An 18,771-nucleotide genomic window follows, 5' to 3' on the forward strand; every position below is an offset into this window, starting at 1 on the left:
TCATTTAAGAATGGTTAAATCCGCTAAAGACGAATAATTTTGGTAGATAATTTCATACCACTAATTTTATGTACTTCAGAAAAATTACTTTGTTAGTTTTCTTGATTTTTGCCAGTGGCAGTTATTCACAAAACCTGACTTTAAAAGAAGCCATAAAAACAGGTTTAGAAAACTACGGTTCCATCAAGGCAAAAAGCAATTACACGAATGCCTCACGCGAGAGTCTCAAACAATCTAAGCGTGATTATTTGCCAAATCTAAATTTATCGGCACAACAAGATTACGGAACTATCAACGCTCAAAACGGTGCGTTGTATGGTTTTAATGGTTTAGGAACAGCTTCTTCCGGACCTGCATTGCCGGACCAAAACTGGAATTCAGCTTTTGGTGCGTTGTATTTAGTCAATATGAACTGGGATTTTTTCACTTTCGGAAAAACGCAGGAAAAAATCAATTTGGCTAAAGTTGATGTTCAGGCAAAAGAAAAAGACTTGAAACAAGAGCAATTTCAACAGGAAATTAAAATTTCTGCTGCTTATTTGAATTTGTTGGCAAGCCAAAGATTATTGATTTCGCAACAAAAGAATTTAAGCCGTGCCGAAGTTTTTAAGAAAACTGCCGTTGCACGAGTTAAAAACGGATTATTGGCGGGTGTCGATTCTACATTGGCTACAGCCGAAGTTTCGAAAGCTAAAATTGCACTGAATCTGGCTAGAAATTTTGTCAAGGAACAAAACAGCAAATTAGTCGATTTAATGGGCGTTGCGCCTCAGGATTTTGTTACAGATACTTTATTTGTAAACGATATTCCGAAAGAAGTTTTAAGAGGAACTGCAACTTCAGACAGTTTGCATCCTTTATTGCAATTCTACAAAACGAAGATCGATTACAGCAATCAGCAAACTAAATTATACAAACGTTTTTATTATCCAACGATGAGCGCTTTTGGTGTTTTACAAACGCGTGCTTCTGGATTTAATAGCGATTATGTGACGAATCAAAATTCTTTCAGCAGAAATTATTGGGATGGCGTAAATCCGGATCGCACCAATTATTTAGTCGGAATTGGTATTAGCTGGAATTTGACAACTCCGTTTAGAGCAAGCAAACAAGTAAGTGCTCAAAAGTATATTTCGCAAGGACTTCAAGAAGAATATAATCAGGCGGACAGAGAATTGAAATCGCAATTAAAACTTGCCGACGATAAAATACAAATCACGCTTGAAAACTTTGCCGAAGCGCCAATTCAGGTTGATGCAGCGAAAAGAGCGTATTTGCAAAAATCGACTTTATACAAAAACGGATTGACTGATTTAACAGATATTACTCAGACTTTATATACGTTAAACCGTGCCGAAATTGACCGCGATATCGTGAACAATAATGTATGGCAATCGTTTTTGCTTAAAGTAGCTGCGACAGGCAATTTTGACTTATTTATAAATGAATTTTAATTAGATCCTAATGAATTTAATACGTTTTGCACTCCGCAAACCCATCTCCATATTAGTATTGGTTGCGGGTCTATTTTTCTTCGGAATTGGTGCCATCCAAGACATTAAGGTAGATATTCTACCAAAAATGAACTTGCCGGTTATCTACATTGCGCATCCTTTTGGAGGTTATACGCCAGACCAGATGGAAGCTTATTTTGCTAAGACTTATGTCAACATTTTACCGTTTGCCAATGGTGTAAAATCGGTAGAAACCAAAAATATTCAAGGGTTAATGATCATGAAATTAACCTATTATGAAAACACAAATATGGCTCAGGCTGCAGCCGAATTAAGTTCACTTTCGAACAGGATTCAGGCGGCATTTCCTCCCGGAACCCAACCTCCGTTTATCATTCGTTTTGATGCTTCTTCTCTTCCAATTGGTCAATTGGTTTTGAGCAGTAAAATACGTTCAAACAATGAATTGCAGGATTTAGCCAACGTTTATGTTCGTGCTTCGTTTACTTCGATTCCCGGTTTATTATCGCCGGCTCCCTTTGGCGGAAGCCCAAGAACTATTGAGGTTAACGTAGATCCTGATTTATTGCGTTCGCACAATATGACACCGGATCAGATTGTAGAAGCGATTCGTATCAACAACCAAACGGCTCCTTCCGGAAACGTGAGAATGGGCGATGTAAACTATATTACGCCAACAAATAATACGATTAAAGAAGTTAAGGATTTTGAGAATATTCCGTTGTTTAAAGGAAGTGTTCAAAACTTAAAATTAGGCGATGTTGCGACTGTAAAAGATGGTGCCGATATTACGCAAGGTTATGCTTTGGTAAACGGAAAACGTTCGGTTTATATTAGTATTGCAAAAGCCGGAGACGCTTCGACTTGGGATGTGGTTCAAAAATTAAAGGCTGAATTGCCTAAAATTCAAAGTACATTACCGGAAGATGTAAAATTATCATATGAATTTGACCAGTCAGTTTATGTAATTAACTCGGTAAAAAGTTTGATTACTGAAGGTATTATTGGAGCAGTTTTAACCGGATTAATGGTTTTACTTTTCCTTGGAGACAGACGTGCGGCTTTGATCGTAATCTTGACTATTCCAATCTCGATTATCTCCGGAGTTTTATTCCTGAAATTATTCGGACAAACAATCAACTTAATGTCTTTAAGCGGATTGGCACTTGCAATTGGTATTTTGGTGGATGAAAGTACGGTAACGATCGAAAATATTCACCAGCATCTCGATATGGGAAAACCCAAGGCGCTCGCTATTTGGGATGCGTGTCAGGAAATTGCATTGCCTAAATTATTGATCTTACTTTGTATTTTGGCGGTTTTTGCACCGGCATTTACAATGGTCGGAATTCCGGGAGCTTTGTTCTTGCCTTTGGCTTTAGCGATTGGATTCTCGATGGTTATTTCGTTTTTACTTTCTCAGACTTTTGTGCCTGTAATGGCAAACTGGTTGATGAAAGGTCATGAAAAACATGCACATGGTCCGGAAATTACTGATGATGAGGCTGAATTTAATGATTGCGGATTAACTCCGGAATCTGAAAAAGATCTGATCACTCAGAAAAAAGCTTACGTAGAAAGAGATGATACTAATAACAACGGAAAAATTGGTGCTTTCGAGCGTTTCAGAATCCGTTTTATGAGAACTCTGGATCGATTATTCCCTTATAAAAAAATAACTGCTTTAGTTTACCTTATCGGAATTACAGTTCTTGCTGTTGTCTTTATTAATTTCATTGGAAAAGATGTATTCCCAAAAGTAAACTCAAGTCAGTTTCAGCTGAGAATGCGTGCTCCGGACGGAACTCGTTTAGAACGTACCGAAGAAAAAGCAATCATTGTTTTGAAAGAATTGCAAAAAATGGTTGGAAAAGAACATATCGGAATCTCATCTGTTTATGTTGGACAACACCCGTCGTTATTCTCTATTAACCCGATTTATTTGTTCATGGCAGGTTCGCATGAAGCAGTATTTCAGGTGAGTTTAAAAGAATATCATACGGATATGGACGACTTTAAAGACGACTTTAGAGCCCGAATCAAAAAAGTACTTCCGGATGTAAAACTTTCTTTTGAGCCAATCGAATTGACTGATAAAGTTTTGAGCCAGGGATCTCCTACTCCAATCGAAGTTCGTATTGCCGGAAAAGACAAAAAACGAAATGAATTGTATGCGACTCAAATTGTAGAAAAATTAAAGAAAATCTCTTATTTCAGAGACGTACAAATTGGTCAGCCAATTCATTATCCTGCGATGAATATTGATATCGACAGAACTCGTGCAGCTGAACTAGGCGTTGACATGAACGACATATCACGATCATTAGTTGCGTCGACTTCGTCTTCAAGATATACCGAGAAAAACACTTGGGTTGACGAAAGAGCCGGATTATCATACAACGTTCAGGTACAAGTGCCTTTGAACAAAATGAAAAGCAAAACTGATATTGGAGAAATTCCGGTATTAAAAAATTCGCTTCGTCCTGTTTTAAGTGACGTTGCAAAAATTACACCCGGATTTGTAAGTGGTGAAAATGACAATTTAGGGGCGATGCCATACATAACAGTTACAGCCAACATTAGCCAGACCGATTTAGGAACGGCAGTAAAAGATGTGGATGCAACAATCAATTCATTAGGTGAATTACCCAGAGGGTTATTCATCACTCCAATTGGAATGAGTAAAGTATTGGTAGAAACATTAAGTAGTTTGCAAGTTGGATTATTGGTTGCCATATTTGTAATCTTCTTAATGTTAGCCGCTAATTTCCAATCGTTCAAGGTTTCGTTGGTGATTTTAACAACGGTTCCTGCGGTAGTTTTAGGAGCTTTATTAATGCTTACAATTACCGGTTCAACGCTTAACTTACAATCGTATATGGGAATCATCATGTCTGTTGGGGTTTCGATTGCAAATGCCGTTTTATTGGTTACAAATGCAGAACAGCTTCGAAAACGAAACGGAAACGCACTAGAATCTGCACGTGAAGCTGCAGCGTTACGTCTTCGTCCAATTATCATGACATCTGTTGCGATGATTGCGGGAATGTTGCCAATGGCGATTGGTCATGGCGAAGGTGGCGATCAGGTTTCTCCATTAGGAAGAGCCGTAATTGGTGGATTATTATTTTCGACTTTTGCCGTATTGCTAATCCTGCCACTTATCTTTGCGTGGGCACAAGAAAAAACAACAACACAATCTGTTTCTTTAGATCCTGAAGACGAAGAAAGCATACATTATATATCATCATTAAATCCGAAAAATGAAAAGTAATAACATTATACAATCGACCGCATTATTTTTTGTAGCCGTATTTTTTCTAACTAGCTGTAATTCTAAGAAAGAAGAAACTCCGACCGCAGAACTGGAACCAAAAACTGAAACGTTTCTTTTAACAAAAGAAAAACTAACTACAGAATTGCGTTTACCAGCCGAATTAACTGGTTTTCAACAAGTAGATTTGTATGCTAAAGTAAGCAGTTTTGTAAAATTGCTAAAAGTAGATATTGGTACCAAAGTAAAAAAAGGACAACTTTTGATTGTTCTTGAAGCACCGGAAATCAGCTCACAATTGGCTGCAGCCGAATCAAGATTGAAATCAATGGAAGCTATTTATGCTACAAGCAAAAGCACTTACAACCGTTTGTACGAAACAAGCAAAGTTGAAGGAACGATTTCTAAAAATGATTTAGAAATGGCAAACGGAAAGAAAAACTCTGATTACGCACAATATCAAGCCGCAGTTGCAGCTCACAAAGAAGTGTCGATTATAAGAGGTTATCTTGAAATTCGTGCTCCTTTTGACGGAGTTGTAGCGGCAAGAAACGTGAATTTAGGAACATTTGTTGGTCCGGCAGGAAAAGGTTCAGATTTGCCTTTATTGACAATTCAGCAGCAAGATAAATTGCGTTTGGCGGTTTCTGTTCCGGAATTGTATACAGGATATTTGCATGAAGGCGACGAAATGAGCTTTAATGTAAAATCATTACCTGAAAATTTTAAAGCTAAAATTACCAGAATGTCTGGAGCATTAGATTTAAAGTTACGTTCTGAGCGTGTAGAAATGGATGTTATTAATACCAAAAAAGATCTTTTACCAGGAATGGTTGCCGAAGTTCTATTGCCGCTTAACGCGAAAGACAGCACATTTGTAATTCCGAAATCAGGATTGGTAAGTTCTGCCGAAGGTTTATACGTAATAAAAGTTGTAAACCACAAAGCAACTCGTGTTGATGTGAAAAAAGGAAGAGAAATCGAAGATAAAATTGAAATATTCGGAGATTTAAACCCGAAAGATAAACTGGTAAAAATTGCCAGCGAAGAAACTAAAGAAGGCGATATCATAAACGAATAACCTGCGTTTAGTCTTCAATTTAGTGATTACCTAAACTGTACGCTTAATGCGGCATTTTAAAATCTGATTTTAGAATGTAAATTAAATTTACCTTAAAGGACGATACTTAATATAGTATCGTCTTTTTTTTGTGCCTTAAGGTTTTCTTATTTTAATTTCAAGTATTGCGATTAGCGTTACTGCAATGTATTACGTTACAAACATCTATGAGAATTAATAATAAACAACCTTTTTTTCAAAAATATATGAGTCTGGCTAACAACCATTTTATTGTATTATTTTTTATTAAAAAACTTCATTAATTTTTAATAAATAACCTTTCAGTCAACAAAATCCTATTATATTTACCAAATATTTAACATTTTTTATATTCAGAAAAGTTTTACCTAAATTGATTTAAAAGTAACCTCAAAAAATTCCAAAACAAATTATTAAAATGAAAAAAATAATTACTTTAATAATATTATTTACCAACACATTTATTTTTGCTCAAGCCCCATTCCCTCATATTTCGACCTCTACTTTTAATGCCGAAAGAGTTGCTAGTTTTGGAGTAATCGATGCACCAAGTGATTTTTTAGAAATAACAAATTCAACTGTTAATGATAATTCATTTATTCCATCAATTTGGGCGCATCAACAAAGTGATGACAGATATGTTTTAAGACTTTTTGCGACTACTACTTCTGCCAGAGATAATGGAAGTATTCCTATAATGATTTTCAGAACAGAAATTAGAAATGATTTAGTTACCAATGCTCCTACCGGATATTCTTTTCCCTGGGGTACAACATCAAGCACTATAGCAACCAGACCTGTATTTGCCTGGGAAAATGGTACTACACAATTAATGAGAATTCTGGCAAATGGTTACGTAGGAATTGGAACAATTAATCCAACTGCATTACTTCACACAAATGGAACCGTTCGTTTTGAAAATTTACCTACTACTACAACAAACACATATGTATTAACCACCGATGTAAATGGAAATGTAAGCAAACAGTTGTCTTCCTCTTTTGGAAGCAGTCTTACTAACAGTTGTAATACCACGAATTTTGTATTAAAGAAAGGAATATCTGGTTTAACTTGTTCACAAATTTTCGATAATGGCACTAATGTAGGTATCGGAACAATTAATCCTACTGCTTTATTTCAGACCAATGGTACTCTTAAATTTGAAAATTTAGCAGATGCAACAAATCCTTTTAAACTTCTTGGAACTGACAATTTAGGTAATGTATTCGAATATAGTCCGGCAGCGTTAATAAGTCCTAGTACGGGAGACTACGATTGGCTAAAACCAGACGGAACTTTTCCTACTGCGATTACTGATAATATTTACACAAGAGGAAATGTTGGTATTAATGTCATTAATCCTACTGCAACTCTTAATACAAACGGAACGCTGAAATTCGAGAATTTAGCAGATGCAACAAATCCTTTTAAAATTCTTGGAACTGATAACACAGGAAATGTTTTCGAATATAGTCCGGCAGCATTAATAGGTCCTAGTACGGGAGACTATGATTGGTTAAAACCAGACGGAACTTTTCCTATTGCGATTACTGATAATATTTACACAAGAGGAAATGTTGGTATTAATGTCGTTAATCCTACTGCAAATTTTAATACAAACGGAACGCTGAAATTCGAGAATCTGGCAGATGCTGCAAATCCTTTTAAAATTCTTGGAACTGATAATACAGGAAATGTTTTCGAATATAGTCCAGCAGCATTAATAGGTTCAGGTGCAGGAGACTTTGATTGGTTAAAGCCAGACGGAACTTTTCCTACTTCGATCACTGATAATATTTATACTCAAGGAAATGTTGGTATTAATGTAGTTAATCCTACTGCAAATCTTAATACAAACGGAACTTTGAAATTTGAAAATCTGGCAGATGCAACAACTCCTTTTAAGCTTCTTGGAACTGACAATGCAGGAAATGTTTTTGAATACAATCCCGCTACACTTACAGGTCCAAGCACGGGAGATTTTGATTGGCTAAAGCCAGACGGAACTTTTCCTACTTCGATTACTGATAACATTTATACCAAAGGAAATGTGGGTATAAATGTGGTTAATCCTACTGCAAATTTTAATACAAACGGAACTGTAAAATTAGAAAATTTAGCAGACGCAACTAGTCCATTTAAGATTCTTGGAACTGACAATGCAGGAAATGTTTTTGAATACAATCCGGCTGAGCTTACTGGCTCAGGTTCAGCAGTACATGACTACGACTGGCTTAGACCTGATGGAAGTTTTGCAACTTCTATCAATGATAACATTTATACTAATGGAAAAGTAGGGATCAATACAAGCGTTTTTCCTACTGAAGTTGGAAGCGTTGACGTAAGCTCTTATAGTTTATATGCTAAAGGAGGGATTTTAACAGAAGAAGTTCGAATTGCATTAGACTCTGAATGGGCGGATTTTGTATTTGATAAAAACTATAAACTAGAACCTTTAGAAAATGTTGAAAAATTCATAAACGAAAACAAACATTTAAAAGATGTTCCAAGTGCTAAAGAAGTAGAAAAGAATGGTATTGAATTGGGTGAAATGAATAAAATTTTACTTCTTAAAATCGAAGAATTAACTTTGCATTTGATTGAAATGAATAAAAAAATAGATGCTCAAAATGCTATAATTGAAAAATTGAAATAGAAATGAGAGATACTCTTTTAATCCTTATTTTATTCGTTTTCAATTTTGCGTCGGCCCAAAAGACCAATTCAGATTGTACAGATAATTTTGTATTATCAAATACCGAAAGCAATAAAATCTACACTTACAACGCTCAAAATTCAATTACAACGCAAGACAATTATTCGATTAGCGCTTCAAGCGATATAAAAATGAAGGCCGGAAATGTAATTGTATTAAAGCCTGGTACCTATTTAAAAAAAGGACCTTTGTATTTAGCAAAAATAGAAGCTTGTACAATTTGTGAACAGACTTTTTCTTTTCCAAATTTCTTTACTCCAAACGGCGATGGTTTTAATGACTCTTGGAAAGTAGATTGGTTTGACTCGACTAGTTTTTCTGCAGTATCTATTTTTGATCGATACGGGAAATTAATTAAAGTATTACAAAATGTAAATGATTCCTGGGACGGAACAAGTAATTCAAATGATATTTCTTCTTCAGATTATTGGTTTAGACTCAAATATGTAGATTGTAACGGAAATTCGAAAGAATATAAATCCCATTTTTCATTGAAAAGATAGTTTATACAAACCAAATATTTCTCACAGAAAACCTGAAAAAAAATATTTTTAATTAAACGATAATTAAGTAAATTTGTCCACTAATAAAGCTCTGATTTTTGACAAATCAGAGCTTTTAATTTAAAAAATAACATGGGAATTATAAAAGATAGTCTATATAAAATTTCAAATAAAAACGCATTAGGTTTTTTTAAAAAACAGTCAGTTTTTCCGTACTATCATATTATCAGAGACAATAAAGTTGCTCATATTGAAAATTTATATCAATATAAAAACGTAGCTCAGTTTAAAAATGATTTAGATGTATTGTCTAAAAATTTTAGCCCAATAACTATAAATGACTTAATTGAGAAAAAGCCACATACTAATTCGTTTTTAATTTCATTTGATGATGGTCTGGAAGAAATCTACAGTGTTGTTTTTCCAATTTTAAAAGAAAGAAATTTAAAAGCTGTTTTTTTTATAAATCCTGTTTTTGTTGATAATAATGAAGGTTTATACAAACATTACATCAGCATAATTATAAGTGATCTAAAAAAGGCAAATTACCCTAAGGAACATTTAGATAAAATTTCTTCTATTCTTGATTTTAGTTACATTTCAAACGAAGATTTTATAAATAAATTCAAAAGCATCAAATTTTCTCAAAGAAGTAAAATTACTGATGTCTTAAACCTTTTAAATATTGATATTCAAAAATATTTAGAAACTCATAAACCTTATATTTCAAAAGAGCAAATTAAAGAAATGGTTGATAATGGCTTTTATTTTGGAGGTCACACAATGTCTCATCCCCCATTAGAACAACTTACTTTTGAAGAACAAAAAAAGGAAATTATAGATTCAATCGATTGGATTAAAAATAACTTTGACATCAAATATTCTTTGTTCGCATTTCCTTTTTCGGATAAAAAAATATCAAAAAAATTATTAAATGACTTGTTTCAATATGATGAGAATATCTTGTTATTTGGAAATTCAGGTTTAAAGAAAGATTTTGATAATAGAATAATTCAACGCTTTTCACTTGAAAATCCAAATAAAGAAGTTAAGAAGCTTATTGTAACTGAAAATCTATATAAAAATTTTAATAAAATTATTGGCAAATACAAAATCAGTAGAATATGATTGAGATAAAACAAATTTCTAAAAAAAATGTTCCTTTGTTGTTTGAAGATAAATCATTTTGGAATCATGATTTTTTATCAATAAGCAAACACAGACTACTATCTCATTATAGAAATCCAAATAGCAAGGATGATGATATTGTTTTAATCCTAGCGTATCTAGACAATGAAATTGTAGGTTATATGGGTGTTTTTATTGATCAGATAATCTTAGATAATGTTGAAACCAAAATTGGATGGCTTACGACTTGGTGGGTGCATCCAAAAAAGACATTTAGACTAGGAGTTGGCCGACAAATATTAGATACAGCATATCAAATTAATAATGGCAGGGTTGGAATTTCTCAATTTACCAAAAGTGCCAAAAGAGTATATGACAAAACCGGTTATTTTAATACTTTAAAAGAAAACCATGGTGTAAAAGCTGTTTTAAGAAGTAACTTGATTTTTGTGATTCCAAAATTATATCCAAAATTAAGTTCTCTTAGCCCATTATTAAATTTTACAGATAGTTTTTTAAATCTGTTTATAGATCTAAAACTAGATTTACAGCAAAAATCTCTATCTCGAAAATTAAAAAATATACAGCTAGAATATTTAAACAAACCTGATACTGAAGTTTTAGAGTTAATCGAAAGATATGGCAAAAATGATATTGCACATAAAAAAGAAGATTACTTTGAATGGCTAAAAGCATATTATTGGGTTCAGGAAGCTCCTCTTTTAGAATTTACAAATAAAGACAAATACGAGTTTTCTATTTACGATCATCAATTTAATATTTATTACATAAAAGTTATAAAAGATTCCGAGTGTATCGGTTTCTTAGTTCTGCAAAGAAGAAATAATGTTTGTAAATTATTATTTGCTTATTACGACCATACAATCCATGCAAATATAATGGCCGATATTATCAAATTACAATGCGTAAGACAAAATATCCGTGAAATAATTTGTTATGATGAAGCTATATGTGATAATTTCAAAAAGTCAAATTTGTTTATTTACAAAACAAAAAAACTAAAGCAATCCATAATATCAAAAGCATTCGAAAAAACGGATTTTAGCGATGTAAAAATGAATTTTGGAGATGGAGATTGTTGCTTCGCATAATTGACGAAGATTTTTTTTCAAACATAAATAAAAAGCTTTTTTTATCATGTATGTGATGAAAAAAGCTTTTTATTTTATATCCTTTCAAAGTTTTTATTTTTTGTCATTTCGACGAAGGAGAAATCCCCACTAGAAGCTCGACAAAGATTGGATTCTCGTTGCAGAGTTACTTGCGGAGATTTCTCGTTCCTCGAAATGACAGACTTTGCGGTTATATTCTTTTTAAACTTTTACTTAAATAAAAATTCCTAGAATTTTTAGGAGCTATTTCCTGCTATCATTCCAATCTTTTATGCCGAACCCCGGCACAAAAGGATTTTCCCTTCTATCAGGTCTAAAAATTCGTTTCTCATGAAAATAAACAGGTAAAAGTACTTGACGGTTTAGATTTATAAATTGATATTTTTGATAAATTGATATTTCTTTCAGCAAAATTAATCCAATAATAGTTTTTCAAAGAGATAATATAATTAGTACTACTCCTTTAGACAGCATATATAAGTTGAATACTTTTAAAAGGATAAAAATAAAAACCTATAATTATTAAATAAAATTTAGTTACTTACCACTTACAAGCAAACAAATTATTATGAGACTTGCAGCTATATATATCTATGATCACTTTCTATTCGAAAATTCTAAAACGATTAATTTTGGTTCAAAATATAATTATGATATTGAAACAGATGGAAAATTTTGTTCAATTAAGAGAAAAGAAAACTTATCATTTATTTCAAATTTTTTCGCAGAAGATACTATTATAAATATATCAGCAATAGTAGGGACAAATGGAGTTGGGAAGACAACAATTTTAAAAGAAATAACAGATTTATTTGGATCAAGATATGGGACAAAATCAATAATTATTTTTGAAAGTGATGATGAAATGATAATTCACAAAAATCATTATGAAAAAAGAATTATTACTGAAATAAAATATAGATCAGAAATTATAGATTTTCAAACTATTTATTATTCCCCTTTCTTAGATTTCAAAGAACCTTTTTCAGGTATTGATTTGAGTTTCGATAATCTATTATCTTTCGATTTAGACAATATGAAAGGGGTACGGGAGGGAAATGAGAGAGTTATTCCAATAGAGCGTTTAAAACAAAAGAATTCGAAAAGAATAAGAAATTTAAAAAATTCGGAATTTGCGCATTCAATTTCAAAAATTTTTGATTTCCCTGAGGATGATTTACATAGAGTAACTTTCACTCGTCATATTATAGATGCAAATGAAAAAGAAATTAACTTTCACAACACTCCAATGGATTTTCGATTCTTTCTAGATGAATTATTTTTGAAAATCAGGAATGAAAATAAAAATGCAAACAGAAGCGTTAATAATGAATTTGAACGTTTTCAACTTCAAAAAAATCTTTATAAGAATTATTTACTAATGGATGTTTTGTGTCTATTAGTCAATTTGATGGAGTCTAAAAATACATATTTAAGTGAAGGACATTTTATATCAACACCTTATGATAAACAAAAAGAATTAGTAAAAAAACTTAGTGCATTCGAGCTATTAGAATTTTGGTTAAGTAACTATAAATATTCTAAAGGTAAACCGCAACCACTTCCACATAAAGAAGTTCTTGATTTACTGAATTTTATTTATGAATATTTAGATAAAATTGAATGTGATGAGTTTGGTAAATCAGAATTATTTGATTGGGGGAGAAAGAATTTATATTTTAATTCAGAAAATCTAGACAAGTTATTCTTACTAGATAAAGCCTTAATTAATAAATTACCAATGTATTATTCAAAAACGGGTGTCAAAAATGAAACCTATTATGATTTGCTATCTGAACTGTCACATTTTACAAATCTTGAACCTTCGACAAGAAATCTAAGTTCTGGAGAAACAGCAATGCTCAATTTATTTAGTAGAATATATGATTATTTTGACAATAGACTTCTACAAATACAAACAGAAAAAAAATATGCAAATTATCTTTTATTATTAGACGAAGCTGATTTAGGATTTCATCCTCAATGGAAAAAAAACTTTATTACAATTTTAATAACCTTCATAAAAGATTTTTTTCTAAAAATAGGATCGGAAGTACAAATAATTTTCACAACTCATGATCCTTTAACTCTTTCTGAATTACCAAATTATAATATTATATATCTAGATAAAGATAATTCTGGAAAATCTCAAATTATGAAATATGACGATCCTAAAAGACCAAAAAAATCATTCGCAGCTAATATTACAGAGCTTCTTGCTGATTCCTTTTTTGTAAAAGAAGGATTAATTGGGAAATTTGCATCTGATAAAATTGATAAAACAATTCAATGGTTGAATTCAAAAGACAAATCAAATAATGAATATCATAAAAAACTGATTCAAAACATTGACGAGCCAATCATTCAAAGAAAATTAGCGGAAATGTATTCTGAAAAGATGCAGCAAAATCTATCAAAAGAAATATTGAAAAAAGAAATTGAAATGTTAACAGAAAGATTAAATAATTTATAACTATGATCTATTTCGATATAAATTCAAGGCAAGATATTATTGATGAACATTATAATTCTCTTAAGGATTATCTGGATTCTCAAATTGCTTCTAGCACAATTAATAAAGAACTTAAGGAATATATAAAAAAGAATCTCGAAGAAATAATTAAAGGTAAACCAAGTAAAATCAAAAACTTAAATTCAAGTTTCAAATTATTAAAAACTTATAAATCAACAAAAATTCTTAAAGGTAAAATTTCTAAAATTTTTAATTACAAACATTTTGCAACAAAAAAAGACAATGCATATGACGGATATGATTTAGCACAAAAATTAAATATAAAAACTTGTTTATATTGTAATCGTAACTACACTCTTACTGTTTTAAAAGGAAAAAAGAAAATTGAAAAAATAACTAGACCAGAATTTGATCATTTTTTCGATAAAAGCGAAAATCCATTACTTGCCTTATCCGTACAAAATTTAATTCCTAGTTGCAAAGTTTGTAATAGTACATTAAAAGGGCGTAAAAAATTTAATTTAATTTCAAATTTACATCCTTATAAAGATGAAGTTATTAACTTTTATAATTACGCCTTTGTTCCGCATGTTGTAACATCTATAATTGGCAGAACTTCAAATGTTTCTGTAAAATTAAATATCGTAAGTGGTAATATTGATATCGATAAAAAAATTAAAAAATCTAATGAAATTTTCAAATTAGAAGATATCATGAGTGCGCACTCAGACGAATTAAAAGACTTGTTTGATATTAGATACAAATTTTCTGAAAGATATTTTGAAGAACTTTTTAATAAATATCAATCTTTGGGACTAAACTATGAAGATGTATATAAAATTGTTTTTGGTGTGCAATACAATGAAATTAATTTCTGCGACAGACCTTTTAGTAAATTAAAAAAAGACATTTTAACAGAATTAGGTATAATAAAGTAATACAACTGGAGAGACCGTCTCACTCGTAAACACAAAGATTGACAACATTCAAAATATAAAAAAACCTCGACTTACAAAAATCGAGGTTTTATAATATATCAAAGAAAAGATCCTATTCCACATCCAAATAAGGATTCAAAACCTCAGCTAATTCATTTAGCCAATAAAAGCTGTTTTCTATGTTGTCGATTTCATTTTGAAGAGTTTCATTTTTTCGCATGACTTCTAAAGCGAGTAGATAATTTAGTTGTCTTATTGCTTTAGCCATCGTTTCTGGCTCGATTGTCTTGTTGAAAAAATTCATAAGCCTTGTTTCGGCTTCTTTCGAAAGGGAGTTTGTACTCATAACTTACATTTTAATGAATATAAAACCCGTGATAATTAAGATGCATTAGTATTATTCTAATAATGCAACCATATTACAAGGGCAAATTTTATTTCGTCTTAATGTGAAGATTTAAGAACGGTAAATATAAAGAAAATTCTCTCAAATAATAAGTATTCAGTATCAATAAAAAATAAGTTCTTTTAAATTTAAAAAATACTTATTTTCGTTTTAGTTTATTAATCATTTCCAATTGCTAAGAAATATTAAAGCCATATTACGTAAGCTAAAATAAAGAAACCAAATCTAATATGAGTCAAAGTCTAAATTTATATCAAATAAGTAAAGCCAATTTTGAAGAGTTTTCAAAAGATCATGAATCTTTCCATTTAGATTTTAGCGACGATAATTCTTCTATATTCGATCAAAATTTCGAAGGATTAATTTTCCTGTTTTCATCTTACTATTTCGATCAATTGCCAAAATCTTTAGAAGAGCTTTTTTATCCTCAGGATTTTATTGGTGAGTATGTTAATTTCAGCGAAATTGATTTTGATACTATTGAAGATTTTCCGGAATCAACTTCTATCTATTTTTTAAATCCCATAGTAATAAAAGAAATTAATTCAGTTTTGGAGAACATTCAAAATGATAAAATTTTAGATTTTTACAGCGCTGATCTTTTTAATACACACGATATTTATCCTTCGGTTTGGCATGATGACGAAAGCGAAGACAGAGCATTTAATAAAAGACACTTAGAAGAAGGTTTGGTATTACTAAAACACACCATTTCTCAGGCAAATATTAATGGAAATTATATTTTATTTTTCGGTTGATTTAAAACAAAACTTATCATAGAACCCTTAATATTGGTTTTATCCAAGACGTTTATTTTTACAAGTGCAATTTTTGGTTATTCACATACAACAGAATCTCAATTGAAATGAAAAATGTTATTATTTTATTAGTTTGTTTCGTTTTTTCAAAAGTAGCGTTTGATCAAACTTGCCTGCATAAAAATCTATCTAAAGATTTTAATTTTAAAATAACTGTTCGAAAAATAAAAAACCCTAATAATGAAATTGATAGTAATTCTGTAAAAATCATAGTCTCCAACAAAATCTCAAATAAAAAGCAAGAAATTAATTTTGGATCAAGTTACCTTTTTGAAAAAACTTTTATTGATTGTAAGACAGTAAGATCTTATTCAACTGGCATTAATAAAAACAATAAAGCTATTGATAATGACTTTGGAGATTTAATAATTACTGATTTTAATTTTGATAATAGAGAAGATTTTGCTGTTAAAAATGATTCCGGAGGAAATGGAGGTCCAACATATAATTTTTACATTCAGGACAAAAATAAAAACTTTGCATTAGATGAATTTTTAACCTCACAAATGGAATTTTTCCCTTCAAAATTTATCATAAAAAGTAAAAGGCTAGTAACATACGTTCATGCAAATGCCTATCAATTATCCGAAAATATATTTGAATACAATGAGCAATTAAAAAAATGGAAATATAAAAGTTCAAAATTAATAACTCCTAAGTAAACTGAGTATAAAAACTATTGTATTTACCAGCAAGAAAATTGTCCTATCAAGAACCTTTCGTTAATCAAACTGAAATTCAAAATTTAGAAAATGTTTTTCAATTTAACTTTAGCGATAAATTACCTTTTTAGTTAGATTTGTTATTTCTAAGAAAAGTCGATCACATTATTGGTAATCTAAAAACTTTCATCAATAATAAAAAAGTCATTTGTTCTGCTAGTGATCGCACATAAAATAAATTTATAAATGAAAAAATTAAGATTTCTAACTTTTATAGTCTTACTATTCGCTTCTTGCAATAGTAATGAAAATCCTCCTATCGCTGAACCCCTAACATTTGAACCCAGCTTATTACTAAAAACCTGGACATATGACACCGTTCTATTGCAAGGAAACCTTTATCTCTATGATCATAATCCAGATTGCTTTAAGGATTATTTTACGTATAGAAACAATGAAGGGCAAATGTATCAATATGATGAAATTTATTTCACAAATACTTATTGCAGTGGCAATCAATCTATCTTAACATGGGAACCTGCTGGCGATCATATTAATTTTTATTTTGGAACAGTCATAGTTGACGAATATAAAGTAATTTCTTTAACGGAAAAACTTTTTACTTTTGCTATTGATAGAGATATCGATAATGATGGTAAAAAAGAACATCTAATCATTACTGCAATACCATATGATATTTTTAATTCTTCTAAAATTAAAGATAAAAAAAACCAAAAACTGAAAACATTTCCAGTAAAATTAAACTTCTAATTCGATTTCAAGGCTTCTTTAATTTATCATAATTTGTATTTTCGTTTAGCTGAAATATATTTGAAACAAATCCAATTATGATTAGACTATTATTTATACTTTTTATTTGCTCGACGAATGCAATTGGACAAACTTCTTCAGGAAAAGAGTATATTATAGATTATTCTGTTGGCCATTACAACTTTGGAAAAACGGGAGAATATGAAAAAAAAGAAATTTTTAAATTTACTATAAATGATGAAGATTTCGTTCTCACAGAATTTCAATCTATTTCAAATAAATATGTATATAATCCTGAAACCTTAAAAAACGACCGAAAAGTTTCTGATACAATCTTGAAATTTCCAAATAATAAAATTGCAAAGGAAGAGTTTGAAAACCTCCTTAAACAGTTAAACCAACATGAAGATAATTTTAATGCTGATTTCTTAAGTTCAAAATTTTCTACAAGAATATCAGAAAAGGAGATTCTAAAAATTGCGAAAAAAAACGAAGTAAAGTTTTTGTTTATTGACGACGAAACTGGAAAAATTGACGATTCTGGAAAAGAAAAAATTAAAGAAATTCAAAGTTTAAAAAACTTTGAAAAATACATTGAAGATGTAAAACCAAAAACAGACACCTTTATGGCATTTTCTGATGCTTGGAATTTTGCAAGATTAGGCTACGCAAATTCTACTTTGACTGACAGAATGGATTTCAATTCAATTTTGGGTCAACCAATTCTAAAAAGCGATAATATAACCCAAATAATAAACTTAAATGTAAATCTTATTTTATTGAAAATATTACCAAAAGAATCTTTATTAATTAAAGAAGTAAATTTTGAAAATATAAAAGATGGCTATATCAATTGGTTTATTAGAAACATCAACTAACAAACAAGATTTATTTAGGATTACCTCTAATCTTTCTTAAGAACCAAATCTTCTCATAAAACCAAATGCCCTAGCCCTGATGGGAGGGAAAATCCTTTTACTTTTTTCTTTAAAAAGTAAAAGATTTGGAAGGACAGCAGGAAATAGCTTCAAATTAAAATTCAAATAGATAAACTCCAAATTCCAACATTTACCGTGTGATTAGTGTTGTTGTTTCGACTTTATATGCCCTCTCCTATCTCAAAGATTCTGGATCGAGATTGGTTTAGTGCAACAAATTGGTTTATATAAAAAACTTTGTGTTTTAGCATCTTTACAACATTATCCTCATTATTTCTTCCTTTATAAAAATACTACATCGTTTTTTATATAAAATTTTTCTTATAAAAAATACAAACTTTAACAGTCTTTAATTTAAAATCTCATTACATTAGCTTTTTATTGCTTCATAATGAAGCAATAGTTTTATAAAATTGTTTTGTCTTATCAGGTACCTT

Annotated in this window: 14 protein-coding genes; 13 read left to right on the forward strand and 1 reads right to left on the reverse strand. The window is 30.7% G+C overall.

Annotated features, from left to right (window positions below):
- Window positions 1-68: 68 nt before the first annotated feature.
- The 9 genes from CLU81_RS01775 (at window position 69) to CLU81_RS01815 (ending at window position 14,739) form a co-directional block, all read left to right on the forward strand.
- A complete protein-coding gene (locus CLU81_RS01775; RefSeq protein WP_099708260.1) occupies window positions 69-1,454 on the forward strand; it encodes a TolC family protein in 1,386 nt (461 codons plus the stop codon).
- Between the two features lie 10 nt (window positions 1,455-1,464).
- Complete coding sequence (locus CLU81_RS01780; protein WP_099708261.1) at window positions 1,465-4,749, forward strand: efflux RND transporter permease subunit; 3,285 nt, start codon at window positions 1,465-1,467, stop codon at window positions 4,747-4,749.
- Complete coding sequence (locus CLU81_RS01785) at window positions 4,739-5,830, forward strand: efflux RND transporter periplasmic adaptor subunit (RefSeq protein ID WP_099708262.1); 1,092 nt, start codon at window positions 4,739-4,741, stop codon at window positions 5,828-5,830. Before CLU81_RS01780 ends, CLU81_RS01785 begins: the two co-directional genes overlap by 11 nt.
- Window positions 5,831-6,266: 436 nt before the next feature.
- On the forward strand, window positions 6,267-8,504 hold the full coding sequence (locus tag CLU81_RS01790; RefSeq protein ID WP_099708263.1) for a hypothetical protein: 2,238 nt from the start codon (window positions 6,267-6,269) through the stop codon (window positions 8,502-8,504).
- Window positions 8,505-8,506: 2 nt separating this feature from the next.
- On the forward strand, window positions 8,507-9,067 hold the full coding sequence (locus CLU81_RS01795) for a T9SS type B sorting domain-containing protein (RefSeq protein ID WP_099708264.1): 561 nt from the start codon (window positions 8,507-8,509) through the stop codon (window positions 9,065-9,067).
- 132 nt (window positions 9,068-9,199) lie between these two features.
- Window positions 9,200-10,195: a polysaccharide deacetylase family protein gene (locus CLU81_RS01800; RefSeq protein ID WP_099708265.1), complete on the forward strand. Its 996-nt coding sequence runs from the start codon at window positions 9,200-9,202 to the stop codon at window positions 10,193-10,195.
- A 38-nt stretch (window positions 10,196-10,233) separates the two neighbouring features.
- A complete protein-coding gene (locus CLU81_RS01805) occupies window positions 10,234-11,307 on the forward strand; it encodes a GNAT family N-acetyltransferase (RefSeq protein WP_144444451.1) in 1,074 nt (357 codons plus the stop codon).
- A 589-nt stretch (window positions 11,308-11,896) separates the two neighbouring features.
- Entirely contained in the window at window positions 11,897-13,801 is a 1,905-nt protein-coding gene (locus CLU81_RS01810) for an AAA family ATPase (protein ID WP_099708267.1), read from the forward strand.
- A gap of 2 nt (window positions 13,802-13,803) precedes the next feature.
- Window positions 13,804-14,739 carry a hypothetical protein gene (locus CLU81_RS01815; protein ID WP_099708268.1) on the forward strand — a complete coding sequence of 312 codons (936 nt, stop codon included), beginning with the start codon at window positions 13,804-13,806 and terminating at the stop codon, window positions 14,737-14,739.
- A gap of 112 nt (window positions 14,740-14,851) precedes the next feature.
- Here CLU81_RS01815 and CLU81_RS01820 read toward each other — a convergent pair whose 3' ends face one another.
- Window positions 14,852-15,085: a hypothetical protein gene (locus tag CLU81_RS01820; RefSeq protein WP_099708269.1), complete on the reverse strand. Its 234-nt coding sequence runs from the start codon at window positions 15,083-15,085 to the stop codon at window positions 14,852-14,854.
- A gap of 290 nt (window positions 15,086-15,375) precedes the next feature.
- Here CLU81_RS01820 and CLU81_RS01825 point away from each other — a divergent pair, with 290 nt between their 5' ends.
- From CLU81_RS01825 to CLU81_RS01840, 4 genes are all read left to right on the forward strand, one after another.
- Window positions 15,376-15,903 carry a DUF1877 family protein gene (locus CLU81_RS01825; protein ID WP_099708270.1) on the forward strand — a complete coding sequence of 176 codons (528 nt, stop codon included), beginning with the start codon at window positions 15,376-15,378 and terminating at the stop codon, window positions 15,901-15,903.
- A 107-nt stretch (window positions 15,904-16,010) separates the two neighbouring features.
- On the forward strand, window positions 16,011-16,625 hold the full coding sequence (locus tag CLU81_RS01830; RefSeq protein ID WP_099708271.1) for a hypothetical protein: 615 nt from the start codon (window positions 16,011-16,013) through the stop codon (window positions 16,623-16,625).
- A 246-nt stretch (window positions 16,626-16,871) separates the two neighbouring features.
- Entirely contained in the window at window positions 16,872-17,396 is a 525-nt protein-coding gene (locus CLU81_RS01835) for a hypothetical protein (protein WP_099708272.1), read from the forward strand.
- Window positions 17,397-17,473: 77 nt separating this feature from the next.
- Window positions 17,474-18,274, forward strand: coding sequence for a hypothetical protein (locus CLU81_RS01840; RefSeq protein ID WP_099708273.1), 801 nt, complete (start codon window positions 17,474-17,476; stop codon window positions 18,272-18,274).
- Window positions 18,275-18,771 lie beyond the last annotated feature (497 nt).

Origin of the sequence: Flavobacterium sp. 9, assembly GCF_002754195.1 — a bacterium.
Taxonomy (GTDB): Bacteria; Bacteroidota; Bacteroidia; order Flavobacteriales; family Flavobacteriaceae; genus Flavobacterium.